Below are 14,945 nucleotides of genomic sequence, written 5' to 3' on the forward strand. Positions count from 1 at the left end.
CATCGCTTATATAACTGCCTGTCACCCGGCAACGCCTGCCGCCCGATAGCGACTGTCACCCAACAGTGTCTGTCGCCTGAATAAAAAATCCCTGGTGGGAAGCCGTAGTGAACAGCTCCCCACCAGGGACCCTCAAAACCTACATCTCGACAACATGCGCAAGGAGCCGCTCATTTTCCAAGCCGTTCTCCGCTGCCGCGCAGCGACGAGAACAGCATCAAGAAACGAGCGGACCCACTAGAAGCGTTAGTCGATTGCGACCTTCGTGACGTTCTTCTTCTCAACGATCTTCGGAACCGTCACCGTCAGCACGCCGTCGGCGTACCGAGCGGACAGACCCTCATTCGAGGCGTCCTTAAGGTAGATGCCACGCGTGGCGCTGAAGGACGTGAACTCCTTCTGCAGGAAGTTCTTACCCTTGTCCTCTTCCTTCTCCTCAACCTTGACGGAAATGGAGAGGCGACCCTCATTGAGCTCGACGTCAATATCATCCTTGCTCACACCGGCCAGGTATGCCTTGACCTCGTAGCCCTCGCCCTTATCCTCGACATCCATCGGGAAGGCGCGGGTGGAGGAAGACGGGGCGAAATCCATCATGTCATCGAGCGCGTCGAAGAGCGACGTGGGACGAATACCGAACACCGAACGATACGGAACCATGCTTGCCATAATCAATCACTCCTTTGTGATTGCCCGGATATCTTAGCTCCGGGTCTTCTTTGGACACTCTTGTTATTCCCGAGCTTCCTGGTCCTAAACAGGCGTAATCAGATTTTTTAAGCGTCATAGTATCATCAAATCTTAGTGTATATGACTTAGATTTATACCAAGCGGAAGAACCCTGAGCCGCCGTCAACGGCCAGTTCAATTGATTTTGCACCTCGCGTGAACGCGCCGCTAATTTTCACGCCAACTCGGCTCACATGCTGAGGGAACTATAGAATAGGGCTATCACCGCAAGGCCACGCGAGGGACACCATGGATGAGAACAACCGCGCCCAGTCGACGCCATCTTCAAACCAGCAGCACGAAAAGCGTGCGCGCGTCCCTTACCAGCGAACGGTCCCCCATATCACCCAAGACCCCATAACCGACGACGGCGTTACCTACCAGCAGCGCATACAGCGGGAGACCTACTCCCGTACCGGATCGCGTGCTGCCGCGGGCGCCGGAACAGGCGGTGCGGCCCGCCAAGACATGAGGGGGTATCGCCCGCAAGCGCCGGGCGACTATGTAGGCGGCTTTGCGGGCGGCCCTCAGCAACAGAGCTTCACCTCGGCGCCCGGGCGCAAGCACATGGGCGTTGCGACGTCTGATCCCCAGTACCTCCAGCCCGTCGGCCACCAAACCGGCGCTCCCCAAGGTCCGGCTCATCCACGCCACAAGATGCCCGGCGACGGGGAGCCGCAAGTGCTCCATTCAGACCGCTATCTCTCGGCTCCATCGGGTCGCAAGACGATCTTCACAGCACGGCAAGACCGCGCTCGCAAGCGGGTGCGTATCCTGCTCGTGCTCGCGCTCATCGTCGTCATCGCCGTTCTCGTGTGGATCATCTTCTTCCGCTAGACAGGAACACGCGGAACTTCATACCGAGGTTCGACGCGCAAAACGAGAGCGCTCACCAACGGTCTCTTCGAACAACCTGCATCTATATGTACTATCAGCTTGTTCGCACTTTGCGGGAGGAGTTTGATAGCTATGCACTACACCATTGACAATCTTGCACGGCTGGTCGACCACACGAACCTGCATGCCGATGCCACCGAAGCAGACATGGAGAAGCTCTGCGACGAAGCACGGCGGTACCATTTCAAGATGGTCGCCATCAACTCGGGACAATCTGCACGGTGCTCTGCCCTTCTCGCAGGTACCGATATTCACACCGGTGCCGCTATCGGCTTCCCGCTCGGACAGATGAGCATCGCCGCGAAGGCATTCGAAACGCAAGACGCCATCGAGAACGGCGCGAACGAGATCGATTATGTCGTGAATATCACCGAGGTTAAAGACGGAAACTGGACATATGTGCAGGACGAAATGGAACAGATCGTCAACGTCTGCTGTGCGGCGAGCGAAGGACGCGAGGAATCCATCCCCTGCAAGGTCATCTTTGAGAACTGTCTGCTCACCGATGACGAGAAGATCAAGCTCTGCGAGATTGCGAGCGAGGTAAAGCCCGCCTTCATCAAGACGAGCACCGGCTTTTCCACCGGCGGTGCCACCGTTCACGACGTGCGGCTCATGCGCGAACACGTCTGCCCCGAGGTCCAGGTCAAGGCTGCCGGCGGCATTCGCACGGCCGATGCGTTCCTCGACATGGTGCGCGCCGGTGCTACCCGCATCGGGTGCAGCGCCGGCATCCCCATCATCGAGGAGCTCAAGCGGCGCTTCGACGCCGAGGGAATCGATGCGATCGAGCTGTAGGACGCCCGTGCCCGCGAGCGCGGGACGCTACACCGTGCGCGGAACCTGCCGCGTGCTGCAGAGTTATCATCCCCGTTAGCAGGAGACGCCGCTTCCGACCACTGCCCCGAGCCACCCTTTGCCGAAAGGATTCCCATGACACGCATCGCCATCACCGGCGCCAATGGATACCTCGCCAGCCTTGTCCAGACCTACAACGCGGGAACGTTCGATTTTATCCGCGTGAGCAGAAGTGATGTCGATTACGCCGACCTCAACGGCCTCCGGTCGTACTTCGAAGCGCTCGATTTCGACATCCTCTTCCATACGGCAGCCAACGCCACCACCGCCGACTGCGAGAACGACCCTGCAGGAACGCACCGTGTAAACTGCGAGGCCGCCATCGAGCTCGGGCGCATCTGCCACGAGCGCGGCAAGCGCATGATCTTCATCTCGACCGAGCAGATCTACAACGGGAAGCACGAGCCCGGACCCTTCTCCGAATCGGTTGAAGCCGAAAGCGTCACCAATTACGGAAAACAGAAGGCGGAGGTCGACGCCTGGATGCGAGCCACCATGAGCGACTACGTCATCCTGCGGCTTTCATGGATGTTCGGCATGGCGCTCCCCCACGTCAAGCCCTCTCCCGGCATCGTGGGCAACGTGGTGCGCGCACTGCGCACGAACACGCCGACGCTCTTTACGGTGAACGAGAAGCGCTGCATGACCTATGCCCAGCACCTTGCCGACCAATTCGCCGCCATCTGCGAGCTCCCGAGTGGCGCATACAATTTCGCGAGCAGCAATGATCTCTGCACGTACGACGCCGCGCGCGTCGTGGCGGGAAAGCTCGTGTCCGCAGGCATCGCCACGCCCGACGCCGTCGAGCGCTGCATTCTCCCGAATACCGAGCGCTACGCCGACCGGTTCCGCGACTTCCGCCTCGACAACCGCAAAGCCGTTGCCGCCGGGATCCAACTCGGGACATTTGAAGAGGACGTCGACCGCTGCCTCGCGGATTTCGGCTGGATGTAGGCTGTTTGCCGCCGGCAATGCGACGGAATGCAACTCAGAAGTCGCCAGAGAAGCAAGCTACCAGACAAACGACTAGATGCGGCTCTACTCCGTCAGCAGAACCCGCGGAGGCACCTAAGAATTGAGACGTGTATGGCTGTAGCGCGCACCCTCACCACATCTTGCAAACTACGGGCGGGCACCCGAAGAGCGCCCGCCCATAAAACGTACGAGATACCTATCGCATTCCTCGCCTATGACAGCAGCTCGCGGCCCGATTCCTCGATCGCGGCGATAAGCGCGTCGGCCGCCTCAGCATCCGCGCCCTTGGCAAAGATGTAGAGCTTGATCTTCGGCTCGGTGCCGCTCGGGCGCACGATGGCCTTGTTGCCGCCCTCAAGATCGAACTCGATAACGTTCGCCTTGGGGAGGCCGTTCACACCATCCTTGTAATCGAGCACGGCCTCGACCTTGCTGCCAGCAATCTCGACGGGAGCCTCGGCACGGAGCTCGGCCATGATGCCGGCCATCTTGGCGGCGCCATCCGCACCCGGGTAAGAGAGCGAAACGGTCTTGTTATGGTAATAGCCATACTTCTCGTAGAGATCATGCATAGCCCCAACGAGATTCTTGCCCTGCAGCTTATAGTACTGCGCCATCTGGCAGATGAGCATGGAGGCGTTCACGGCGTCCTTGTCGCGCACGTGGTCGCCCGAGAGGTAGCCGTAGCTCTCCTCGAAACCGAAGATGAAGCGGTCGACCTCACCCGCGTCCGAAAGGCTCGTGATGATGTCGCCGATGTACTTGAAGCCCGTGAGGCAACGACGCAGCTCGAAGCCGTACTCATCGGCAAGGGCGTCAACCATGGCGGAAGACACGATCGTGGTCACCGCAACCTTGCGGGAAAGGTCCTCGCCGCGCGCGGCGCGCATCTTGCAGATGTAGTCGAGCAGGAGCACGCCCATCTCGTTACCGGTGAGCAGCGTGTAGTCGTCGCCGTCCTGGCACGCTACGCCCACGCGGTCGGCATCCGGGTCGGTTGCGAGCAGCAAGTCGGGATGGACCTCCTGGCACAGGTCGATGCCCTTCTGCATGGCCTGGCGAATCTCGGGGTTGGGATAAGGGCAGGTGGGGAAATCGCCATCCGGGTCCTTCTGCTCGGGCACCACGGTGATATCGGTGATGCCCACCTTGTTGAGCACCGTCGTGACGGGAATAAGGCCCGTGCCGTTGAGCGGGGTGTACACGAGCTTGAGCGGCGCGGAGGCCGACTCTTCCTCGGTAAGGTTGCAAACGGACTTATCGACCACCGCGTCGTAGTAGCGCTCGAGGCAATCGTCGCCGATCCACTCGATTTTGCCTGCAGCCACAGCCTCATCAAAGTCCATGGACTTGATGCCGTTCCACATGTCCACACCAGCGATGGCAGCAGAGATGGCATCGGCGACCTCGGATGCAATCTGGCATCCATCGGGGCCGTAGGCCTTGTAGCCGTTGTACTGGGCGGGGTTGTGACTTGCCGTCACGCACACGCCGCCAGAGCACGCAAGGTCGCGCACGGCCCAAGAAAGCGTGGGCACCGGCGAAATCTTGGGATAGAGCTTGGCGGTTACTCCATTGGCAGCAAAGATGGCAGCCGCGGTCTTAACGAAGAGCTCGCCGTTGTTGCGGCTGTCGCGCGCAATGGCAACCGTAGGATTCTCGAAATTCTTGACGAGATACTCCGCGAAGCCCTGAGTTGCACGGCCGACCGTATAGATGTTCATGCGGTTCGTGCCGGCGCCAAGCGTGCCGCGCAGGCCTGCCGTGCCAAACTCGAGGTCCTGGAAGAACGCGTCGGTGATAGCGTTTTCGTCTCCCGCTTCCTTCATTGCCTTGAGCTCGGTGAGTAGCTCGTCATCCGTGACATTGGCGATCCACTCATCGAGGAGTACATGTACATCTGCCATAGGTAGCCTTCCTTTCGAAGCAACTCCCCTTCCACCCGTTTTCAGCAGCAGAAAGGGTGCGCCGAAGCGCATATATAGGAGAATCATACGGCAAGTTGCGAAGGGCGAACTCGATCTGTCGGTAAGCGTTTGGTTATAACGGGGGACGGCGAAGGAACGCTAGACGAGAGGCACCACCGAGTGTGTCCAACCCCCGGATGGTTCTTGCTCGGGCGGGTTCCCTCCCGGGCGCGCACTTTCGCGGGCCGGATCCTTCCCAAACTGGCTCTTCTCCAAGCTAACTCCAGATACCGCGGCGTTGCCGGGCGGGTTCCTGACACCCACCCGTGTTATCGGGCGAGATTCGGACGCTCGAAGGGGAGAGAACGGCGAAATATCGCCCGACAATCACCTGAGCGTCCAAAACCCGCCCGATAACGCCGCGATGTCCGGAACACGACCGACAACGCTGCCCCGCCCGAAGCCGGCTATGGAACGCCACCCCGCCCGAGACCCGCCCGGAATGCAATCCTACGACGAAGAACCTAACGGCCACCGTGCGAGATCCGTCCAACGTGCTACAATAGCTCCGCACGGGCCGTTAGCTCAGCTGGCAGAGCAGGGGACTTTTAATCCCAAGGTCTAGGGTTCGAACCCCTAACGGCCCACCCGCGCTTGTTGACGCCTCCGTTCGCGGAGGCGTTTTTGTTTGACGGCCATATCAAGCAGGCTATCTATCCGAATCTCGCATTATGCAGATGAGAGCGACTCATGGTCGAAAACACCTACCATACGAATTATCCTGCGTCGTTCGCGCCTGAAGTACACGACGAGCACGTCATCATCGAAGATATGAAATTCGTAGTGTGATCCGTCGTTGAACGGCGACTTCTTCAACAGGTGTTCCGCCCATCCGTTTTCGTCAACGTATCCCTGTCGTGCAAGTTCGTTGATACAGGCTCTTACGATTCGGATAATCTCGGCAAACTGCTCTCGTGTGTACTTAGGGCGAAGCGGCGTAAGGGTATTCCAGAAGTCTCGACCGGCACGAACGTCATACGCCAGGGCGCTCATAACCCGACCTCTACTGCAGAAATGCCCCATGCATCCAGAAGGTCGCTTGGCACCTCTGTAGGATCGTCCTGAGCATCATCGGGAATGAGCCCGTACTCCTTGGCCTCTTCGCGTACCATGGCCCGGCGTATTTCATCGGAGTACGCCTGGCCGCCCTTGCCGAGAAAGAGGCCATCAAAGGGGCTTGATCCGGTATTCGCCACCTGCGTGATCATTACCCTCATCGCCATGGCCGAGGTAAGACCGCTGCGAGCAAACACCTCGTCGGCGCGCTTCTTGACATCGTCATCAATGGTTGTCTGAACGAGCGCCATAGAACCACCTTTTCAAAATATGAGGATCAATGGCATTTCCATAGCATAAGTATACCCATAGAACGAGAGCAACGGGGCCTTTCGTTGTCGCGTGACGCCATGCCCATGGTTTCCGGCCAGCATGTCTCAAGGCCGCCCGTCACAAAATGAACCGAAGCAGGCCAGGTGCTACTCCCAGCTCCACTGACCGTTAACGAACACCGGCACCTCGCTGCCATCGGGCATGATGCCCGTGATATTGAGGTCGTCCGCACCGATCATGAAGTCCACGTGGGTGGTCGAGGTGTTCACCCCGCACGCGCGCAACTCAACGGGCGTCATCTCGTAACCACCAGCGTAGCACTCAGGGAATCCCACGCCCAGCGCCAAGTGGCAGCTCGCGTTTTCGTCGTAGAGCGTGTCGTAGAACAGCGTCTCGCTCTCGCGTATGGGCGTGTTCTTCGAAATGAGCGCAACCTCGCCCAGGCGGCGGGCGCCCTCGTCGGTGTCGAGGATGCTCTGCAGCACGTCGGCGCCAATCCGCGCACCGCAATCGATCACGCGGCCACCCTCAAAACGCAGCCAGAAGTCATCCACCTTGTTGCCTGCATGGATAAGCGGAAGCGCAGAGTACACAATGCCGTCGGCATGCTCGCGATGCGGAGAGGTAAAGACCTCCTCGGTAGGGATGTTGGGGAAGAACGGGTGCCCGTCCGGCGTCTCGCTGCGCCCGCCCGCCCAGATATGGCGGTCGGTAAGCCCAACGGTAAGATTTGTGCCATTCGCAGACTCATAGCGCAGCGCCGAGAAATGGTGTTCGTTCAAAAACCGCAGGTTCTTCTCGAACGTCGCGTCGTGCAGCTCCCACGCGCTCTCTGGGTCTTCCCCATCCGCGCGCGAAACCGAGAGAATGGCGCACCACAGCTTGTAGATGGCCACCTCTTCCGGCACATCGGGAAACACGTGACGCGCCCACGATGCAACCGGAGCGCCCGCGATGCACCACGGGTTAATATTGAAGTCCAGCCCGCGTCGGAAGCGCTGGCACTGCGTGTTGCGCGTACGGCTCGCGGCGGTCGGCTTCGCAGGATCGATGCCTTTAAGCGCCTCAGGGTCGGAGCCCTCTACGAACACGAAGCATGCACCGGCCTCGGCGAGCGTCTCGTACTGGGTCCGCTGCCATTCCGGCATCTGCTCGAAATACGAAAGCTCATTGTTCTCATAGGTGAGTCGCGTCACCGCGTCGTCGCTCCACACCACCGTAACGTGCCCGGCACCAGCCTCGTAAGCGCACCTCACCAGCGTGCGCGCGAACTCAGCCGTCTCGACCGGAGACATGATCACCAGCTCCTGCCCCGGTTTAACATGAACGCCCTTGCGAACGATAAGGCTTGCGTACCGCTCGATCTGCGGCGCCAAGGAACGCATGCCTGCCTTGGCATCCTCAACCGTGAGCGCTGCTTTGATCATGATCGTCACTCCGTTTCTCTGGGCAAAGCAACAGCCAGACCGAAACGCACCACTTGGAAGGGAACGCTCGGCCTGGCTGCTACGAGATAAACAGTATCGAATTAGCGGCGGGAACGATGGTTCTTCTTAGGCCCGCGCTTCTTCTGAACGGGCTCCTCAGCCGGCTTGTCGTCCTCAGCCTTCTTGGAGTCCTTCTTATCCTTGGTGTCGGCATCCTCAAGAATCTCGAGCACCCTGCGGTCGGTCATGCCCGCCACCTGCGCCTTATAGAAGTTGCGGATGGGGCGAATCTTCACCATGTCGAAGATGAAGGCACCGATCACAAAGCCGTAGGCAAGAACGAGGCCTACGATTTGCAGCACTCCGATCACGTTCTCGGGAAGCGAACTAAGCACACCCATGAGCAGGAACCACACCAGGAAGATGGCAACCACGCCGATAGCCATGAGCACCCAAAAGATGCGGCGCTTAGAGCGGTACTCCGCATCGTTCTTCATGAGGATGTTGGCCGCGGAGTACATGCGGTCTTCCTTGATGCGCAGCTCTTGCTTGCGCGCCTTTTTCTCCTCTTTGGAAAGGCCCTCGAGCGACTCTCCCTGCTCGGCCTCGCGGCGACGAGCCTTCGCGCTCGCGGGCACGACGCGCACCGAGCTCGCCGCAGCGCGCGCGGGCTTCGCCGAGGCCGCCGACTTACGGGACGCGCCCGCGTACTCGCGGTTCTGCACACGCTTGTTGTTAGCGCTCCTGATACTCACTTATGCGTTTCCCTTCATGCTTTCGAATGCGGTACCCGTGATGATCTGATACGCCTCGCGATAGCGCGCAGACGTGCCGTCGATCACCTCGGCGGGCAGATGGAGCACCTCGCCCGTCATATCCCAATGGGCGCGCAGCCAATCGCGCACGTACTGCTTGTCGTAGCTCGGCTGAACCTTACCCTCCTCATAGGAGTCTGCCGGCCAGAAACGACTCGAATCGGGCGTGAGGCACTCGTCGATGAGCGTAACCTTGCCGTCGATGACACCGAACTCGAACTTCGTATCGGCGATGATGATGCCGCGCGTGGCAGCATACTCGGAGGCGGCGGTGTAAATCTTCAGCGATAGATCGCGAATCTGCTCGGCAATCTCGGCGCCCACGATCTCTACCGTGCGGTCAAACGAGATGTTCTCGTCATGGTCGCCGATGGCAGCCTTGGTGGACGGGGTGAAGATGGGCTCGGGGAGCTTGGATGCCTCGGTGAGGCCGGCGGGCAGCTTGATGCCGCACACGGTGCCGTCCTCGTCGTAGGTCTTCTTGCCCGAGCCGGTGAGGTAACCGCGCACGATGCACTCGACGGGGATGGTCTCCGCGCGGCGCACCAGCATGGCTCGGCCAGCCAGATAGTCGCGATACTCGGCAAACTCCTCCGGGAAATCCGCGGGGTCGATCGACACCAGATGGTTTGGAACGATATCGGCGAATTTCTCAAACCAGAAGGCCGAGATGCGGTTGAGCACCTCGCCCTTGAAGGGAATCTCGTCCGGCAGGATGTAGTCGAAAGCCGAGATGCGGTCGGTTGCGACCATAAGCAGGTTGTCTCCAGCCTGATAGATATCGCGAACCTTGCCGCGGGAATCCGGACGGCGCTCCATGTTGGCCACGTGAGTCATCTCCTCAAAGACGATTGCGTTGCATTGCCTGCGCCACGATGCCCCAGCACATGGGCACGGCGCAGCCTAGTGTTCTATTGTAGAGGATGAAGGTTCTGCCGTGTGCTCACGGGGCAGATGAATCGTAAACGTCGTACCTTTTCCAAGTTCAGATTCGACCGAGATGTAGCCGTGGTGGCGCTCGACGATCTGCTTTGTGACCGAAAGGCCAACGCCCAGGCCGCCCGCCTCGCGAGCGTGGCTCGCATCGGCCCGCCAGAAGCGGCCGAAGATGCGCGAAAGGTCCTCTTTCGCGATGCCGATGCCGGTATCGGACACGATGATCTGCACGTTGCGACGAGAGGTGCGCACCGAGACCACGACCCAGCCACCTTCGGGGGTATAGCGCATGGCGTTGCTCATGAGGTTGACCACCGCCTGCGTGACCATATCGGGATCGGCCTCGATGCCCGAGGGGCGGCCCTGCGTGTCGTCCGAGAAGCGGAGGCGCAGGTCGTGGGCGTTGAAGAGCTGCTGCTGGCTGTCGACGATGCGGCGCACGAAGCGCACCGTGTCGATCTGCTCAAGCTTGAGCGGCGCCGTGCGGTTCTCCATGCGCGAGAGGTCGAGCATCTGCTGCACGAGGCGGGAGAGGCGGCGGGTCTCGGAGGCGACCGTCTCCAGGTGCTCGTCGTCGGCGGGAAGCACGCCGTCCTGCATGGCCTCGACCGTAGCGAGCATGGCCATGAGCGGCGTGCGCAGCTCGTGCGCAACATCCGAGGTGATGCGGCGCTCGTGCTTGAGGTCCTTCTCGAGCGAGGTCGCCATCTCGTCGAAGGTCTCGCCAAGGCGGTCGATCTCGTCATCGCCCTTGAGGCCGGTACGTGCCGAAAGGTCGCCGTCACGGATCTGCTTCGCCGTGCCGGTAATACGACGGAGCGGGTTGGTGAGCATGCGCGACACGAGGATGCCGATGATCACCGAGATGGCCACCGCGATGATCGAGGCGAGGAACATCGCGTTGAAGGTGCGGTCGCGAAACGCCGTGTCCGCCTTGCTGAGCAGCGCGTCCGAACCGAACACCCACAGGCGCACCTGCCCAACCACCGTGCCATCGGTAAGCGTGATGTCGCGGGTAACCGAAGCGGCCGCGTCGGTCGGGGCGCTCGAGATAAGACTATGGGAACTTGGCTCGCTGCTACCCTGAGTTGAGCCGACCATCGCCGCAGCCGGCCAGGAATCGTCATAGATGATCGTGCCCTCGGCATCGACCACCTGCAACCCGATATCGTCGCTCGAGAGCGTTGAATCGGCAACCGACGCCAGGTACGACGTGCTCCACGCCCCATTCAGCTCGTACTCTTGGGCGAGGCGCTGCGCCGTGCTCTGCGCGATATCCGTCATGTTCGCGCGCGTGTAATCCGAGAACACGCCGCTCCACACCACGGCAACCACGCCAACGAGCACCAGCACGGTCATGACGGAGGTGAGCGCGAACGAGGAGGCCATGCGCGTGGCATAGCTCATGCCCGAGCGCGTATCGGAACGAGGCGTGTTCCAGCTCGCGCGGGAACTCGCCTCGTCTTGCTGCTTATGCTTTTGTCCGATTTCGACGCGAGCGGGGAACATGGCGCTAAACAGCCGCAGAAGCTACTTGGCTTCGGCCTTGTTGTCAGCGGGCTGCTGCGGCGCCTCGAAGCGGTATCCCACACCATGCACGGTGTAGAGCCACTTGGGGTGCTTGGGGTCGTCTCCCAGCTTAGCGCGAAGGTTCTTCACATGGGAATCGATGGTGCGCTCATAGCCCTCGAAATCGTAGCCGAGCACCTTCTCCACGAGCTCCATGCGGTTGTACACGCGGCCAGGATGGCGTGCGAGGGTGGTAAGCAGCTTGAACTCAGAGGCGGTGAGGTCAACCTCCTTGCCCTCGACGAGAATCTTATGACCGGAGATATCGATGACGAGATCGCCGAAATCGAGCACCTCAACCTGCGGTTCATCTGTTAGATGCGTACGGCGGAACAGCGCGCGAACGCGGGCAACGAGCTCGCGGGGGCTGAACGGCTTGATGAGGTAGTCATCGGCACCGAGCTCGAGACCGATGATGCGGTCCTCGACCTCGCCCTTCGCGGTAAGCATGATGATCGGCACGTCAGACGTGTCGCGGATGGCACGGCAGACGCGCTCGCCCGAGAGCTTGGGAAGCATGAGGTCGAGCACGATGAGGTCGAACTGGTGCTTCTCGAACTCCTCGACCGCAGACTGCCCGTCGCCAACACCGACGACCCAGTAGCCCTCGCGCTCTAGGTAAGCCGCGACGGCATCGCGAATAGCCTTCTCATCCTCAACGAGCAGGATCCTTCTTGCATCCGAAGCCATATCGAGGCTCCCTTCTCAATCTGTAAAGAACCATCACATTGTATCGCACGCAGCGATACACTGGGCAACGGGAACGTTCGCCGGGCGATTCGCACCGGCCGGCGGAGCTCCATTGATTGATTATTACCCGACCAGTCGTTTTCTATCCGGAGGGCACATGTCTTACCGAATTCGCGCCGCCGCGGTCGCTGATGCCGCTTCGCTCCTTGCCATCTACGCACCGTATGTGACCGATACGTGCGTGAGCTTCGAGCTCGAGGTGCCCCCGGTCGAGGAGTTCGAACGGCGCATCCAGGCGACGCTCGATCGAGCTGCCTATCTCGTGGCAGTGGATTCGGATAGCGGCGCTGTTGCTGGCTACGCTTACAACGGATCATTCCGCTCGCGCCCCGCATACGACTGGGCGTCCGAGATTTCAATCTATCTAGCCCCCGGGCATCAGGGGCACGGGCTCGGCTCGGCGCTGCTCGATACCCTCGAAGAGCTCATGCGTCTTCAGGGCATTCGCATGAGCGAGGCCTGCATCACGTCCACCAATACCGGGTCGATCGCTTTTCATGAGCGCCACGGTTATCGCGTGTGCGGCGAGCATACCGCCTGCGGGTTTAAGCTGGGACAATGGCTTTCCGTCACTTGGATGGAAAAGCAGCTGCTGCCGCTCAACGCGGCGCCCGAGCCCCCGCATGGCTTGAGCGCCGCGGAGATTGAACCCGTGCTTGCAGCCGCGAACGCTCGCCTGCGCACAAAGTGACGCTTCGCTCTCGGGCGAGATTCGGACACCCACGGTGCTATCGGGCGACATCTGGACAGTCGCGGCGTTCTTGGGCGTGTTTGGTACGCTCAAGGCGCTGAATGCGTCCAAATGTCGCCCGAAAACGAGATGAATGTCCGAAAGCCGCCCGACAACACCGGAGCGAGATGCGGAGCCCACCTCGATGGAGAGCGTGCCTCGCTACTGAGCCCGCCTCGACGCAACGCGCCGAAACGGATCGTCACATTCGACTAGATTGAAAACACGCGGGCGGTAACGCTCGCCGGCACACCGGTGTCGTCGCGCACCGTGGCGAAGGTTAGGAACTGGGAGCTCGCTCCCTCCGTCGCTGGGAAATCGCCGTAATCAATCGAACGATCAGGCGAGGTCAAAACCGCATAGCTCTGCGCCTCGGTATCGATCACGAAGTGCGATGCCTGGGATTTCACCAGATATCGAGACCCGTTGCCCGCGACCTGCGCCAAAGGCTCGCGGCGCAGGTAGAGATAGGGACCGCCCTCTTTTCCTATGAACGTCCCCATGTTTCCCAAGCTCCCCACCCCAGAGTAGCTCGCCTCGATCGAGAATACGAACTGGTCGTTCATGTAGGTCGCATCGAACGGCGATACCGTCCGGGGCAGAACGAGCTGATCGATCTGGTCATACGAACTCGACGTGATGTCTACCGCGGTCATGCCATAGTACACGCCGCTTCCCTCGCGCACACGCGGCGCAATGGTGAGCACCGACCCCGAGACGCGTGGAGTCGTGGCGAAACGGCCGTGCGATTCGTAAATCTCCTGACCCTCGCTCGACCCCACGGTCCAGATATAGCAGTGCGAGTACTCCGTTGTTCGATTACCGCTTGCAAGCGGCATCTTCTGCCAGATGACGCTCGAATTCCACACGGTAAAGCGCGGCGGCTCCCAATCGCTATCGCCTGAGTCCAGCTGAACAGGGCTGCCGTAGAGCGCGCCGTTGGAAAGGCCCTGACCAAGCAAAACCCACGAGCCATCGGTGTAGTTTATCTCAATCCACGCGTACACCTGATCCGAGCAGCGCACGTCGAAGAAGCTGTAAGACGCCCCCAAGCTCGCAACATCTAACAGTGTGGTCAGGTTGCCGCTTGACAGGCTGAGCACGCCAACCGTATTGACGCTCGTCGCCGACTCCGGCGTGAGCATCGCCGCGGCCCAGGTATTGCCGCCGTTGTGGAAAAGCATTGTTCCCAAGGGGAGAGACCACGTCGACGATGCGCTCAAGCTGTTGCTTACGTTTTCGTAGTCGCCGTCCAGCACCGCAACAATCTGCGAGCTATCGGTTACAACCTGCGGTTCCCCGTCTTCTTGCTGGGAATCTCCGCCCGATGAACAAGAGGAAAGCGCGATAGCCGCCATGCCCGCTCCCGCAGCAGCAACGGTCCCCTGCACGAAGCGTCGGCGAGTAACCCCTCCCTGCGGGCGGCCTTCCCCCGCGCCACTGCGGCCGCGTGCGCTCCGCGCCCGATCAAACAAGTTGTCCAACGTACGGAACATGCAACTCTCCAGCTCGTCGTCCTGTTTTGCTGCGATTACGCACGAGCCTCGGCCTGGGCCGCATCGAGGGCGCAGCAGAGCTGGTCGGCACACGAGGTCTTACGCGGACCGCACGTGTTGCCGCGAAGAATCTGCGTCACGTGCTCGACCGACTGGCCTGCCACGAGCTTCGAGATTGCCTTGAGGTTTCCGTTGCAACCTCCGGTGAACTCGATCCGCTCGATCGTCTCGCCCGCGTCGTCGAGCTCTACGTGAATGTTCTTGGAGCACACGCCCCGCGGCGTGAAGTCAATCGCGACCATGCGACCCTCTTTCTATCTCATAGCAGCCGTACTCGCCGGCAGCATAGAATTCCCCGCATCGATTATCCCCGCGATGCATTAGATAAATCTTGGGGATGCCGTTGCACCATATCATCAATTTCGACCCGGTATTTTACGAGGAACGCAGGCATCTGAGAGATCTGT

General features: G+C 60.4%; 14 protein-coding genes and 1 tRNA gene. 5 read left to right on the plus strand and 10 right to left on the minus strand.

What is annotated here, in order from left to right; translation table 11 throughout:
- Positions 1-246 precede the first annotated feature (246 nt).
- Entirely contained in the window at positions 247-669 is a 423-nt protein-coding gene (locus tag HGEM_RS00220; RefSeq protein ID WP_019127381.1) for an Hsp20/alpha crystallin family protein, read from the minus strand.
- A 309-nt stretch (positions 670-978) separates the two neighbouring features.
- Here HGEM_RS00220 and HGEM_RS00225 point away from each other — a divergent pair, with 309 nt between their 5' ends.
- From HGEM_RS00225 to HGEM_RS00235, 3 genes are all read left to right on the plus strand, one after another.
- Positions 979-1,566, plus strand: coding sequence for a hypothetical protein (locus HGEM_RS00225; RefSeq protein ID WP_019127382.1), 588 nt, complete (start codon positions 979-981; stop codon positions 1,564-1,566).
- Positions 1,567-1,698: 132 nt separating this feature from the next.
- Positions 1,699-2,424, plus strand: coding sequence for a deoxyribose-phosphate aldolase (deoC, locus tag HGEM_RS00230; RefSeq protein WP_019127383.1), 726 nt, complete (start codon positions 1,699-1,701; stop codon positions 2,422-2,424).
- Positions 2,425-2,559: 135 nt separating this feature from the next.
- Complete coding sequence (locus HGEM_RS00235) at positions 2,560-3,438, plus strand: SDR family oxidoreductase (RefSeq protein WP_019127384.1); 879 nt, start codon at positions 2,560-2,562, stop codon at positions 3,436-3,438.
- Between the two features lie 233 nt (positions 3,439-3,671).
- Here HGEM_RS00235 and HGEM_RS00240 read toward each other — a convergent pair whose 3' ends face one another.
- On the minus strand, positions 3,672-5,366 hold the full coding sequence (locus HGEM_RS00240; protein ID WP_019127385.1) for a phospho-sugar mutase: 1,695 nt from the start codon (positions 5,364-5,366) through the stop codon (positions 3,672-3,674).
- Positions 5,367-5,940: 574 nt separating this feature from the next.
- On the opposite strand from HGEM_RS00240, the gene HGEM_RS00245 reads away from it, so the two are divergent.
- A tRNA-Lys gene (locus HGEM_RS00245) sits at positions 5,941-6,013 on the plus strand.
- Positions 6,014-6,415: 402 nt separating this feature from the next.
- Here HGEM_RS00245 and HGEM_RS00255 read toward each other — a convergent pair.
- The 6 genes from HGEM_RS00255 to HGEM_RS00280 all read right to left on the minus strand — a co-directional run bounded on the left by HGEM_RS00255 (position 6,416) and on the right by HGEM_RS00280 (position 12,192).
- Complete coding sequence (locus HGEM_RS00255; RefSeq protein WP_019127387.1) at positions 6,416-6,733, minus strand: type II toxin-antitoxin system RelB/DinJ family antitoxin; 318 nt, start codon at positions 6,731-6,733, stop codon at positions 6,416-6,418.
- Between the two features lie 168 nt (positions 6,734-6,901).
- Positions 6,902-8,182 carry an aminopeptidase gene (locus tag HGEM_RS00260; RefSeq protein ID WP_019127388.1) on the minus strand — a complete coding sequence of 427 codons (1,281 nt, stop codon included), beginning with the start codon at positions 8,180-8,182 and terminating at the stop codon, positions 6,902-6,904.
- 101 nt (positions 8,183-8,283) lie between these two features.
- Complete coding sequence (locus HGEM_RS00265; protein WP_019127389.1) at positions 8,284-8,937, minus strand: hypothetical protein; 654 nt, start codon at positions 8,935-8,937, stop codon at positions 8,284-8,286.
- Positions 8,938-9,816 (minus strand): phosphoribosylaminoimidazolesuccinocarboxamide synthase, encoded by an 879-nt coding sequence (locus tag HGEM_RS00270; RefSeq protein WP_035100803.1) that lies wholly within the window; start codon positions 9,814-9,816, stop codon positions 8,938-8,940.
- An 84-nt stretch (positions 9,817-9,900) separates the two neighbouring features.
- Entirely contained in the window at positions 9,901-11,442 is a 1,542-nt protein-coding gene (locus HGEM_RS00275; protein ID WP_019127391.1) for a sensor histidine kinase, read from the minus strand.
- 21 nt (positions 11,443-11,463) lie between these two features.
- Positions 11,464-12,192, minus strand: a complete 729-nt coding sequence (locus tag HGEM_RS00280; RefSeq protein WP_019127392.1) for a response regulator transcription factor — start codon at positions 12,190-12,192, stop codon at positions 11,464-11,466.
- 157 nt (positions 12,193-12,349) lie between these two features.
- Here HGEM_RS00280 and HGEM_RS00285 point away from each other — a divergent pair, with 157 nt between their 5' ends.
- On the plus strand, positions 12,350-12,943 hold the full coding sequence (locus HGEM_RS00285) for a GNAT family N-acetyltransferase (protein ID WP_019127393.1): 594 nt from the start codon (positions 12,350-12,352) through the stop codon (positions 12,941-12,943).
- 251 nt (positions 12,944-13,194) lie between these two features.
- Here the strand turns inward: HGEM_RS00285 and HGEM_RS00290 are convergent, their stop codons facing one another.
- Together HGEM_RS00290 and HGEM_RS00295 are read right to left on the minus strand one after the other, a co-directional pair.
- Positions 13,195-14,340 (minus strand): hypothetical protein, encoded by a 1,146-nt coding sequence (locus HGEM_RS00290; protein ID WP_230197192.1) that lies wholly within the window; start codon positions 14,338-14,340, stop codon positions 13,195-13,197.
- Positions 14,341-14,513: 173 nt separating this feature from the next.
- Positions 14,514-14,780 (minus strand): TIGR03905 family TSCPD domain-containing protein, encoded by a 267-nt coding sequence (locus HGEM_RS00295; protein ID WP_019127395.1) that lies wholly within the window; start codon positions 14,778-14,780, stop codon positions 14,514-14,516.
- Positions 14,781-14,945 lie beyond the last annotated feature (165 nt).

Source organism: Enorma massiliensis phI, from assembly GCF_000311845.1.
Classification (GTDB): Bacteria; Actinomycetota; Coriobacteriia; order Coriobacteriales; family Coriobacteriaceae; genus Enorma; species Enorma massiliensis.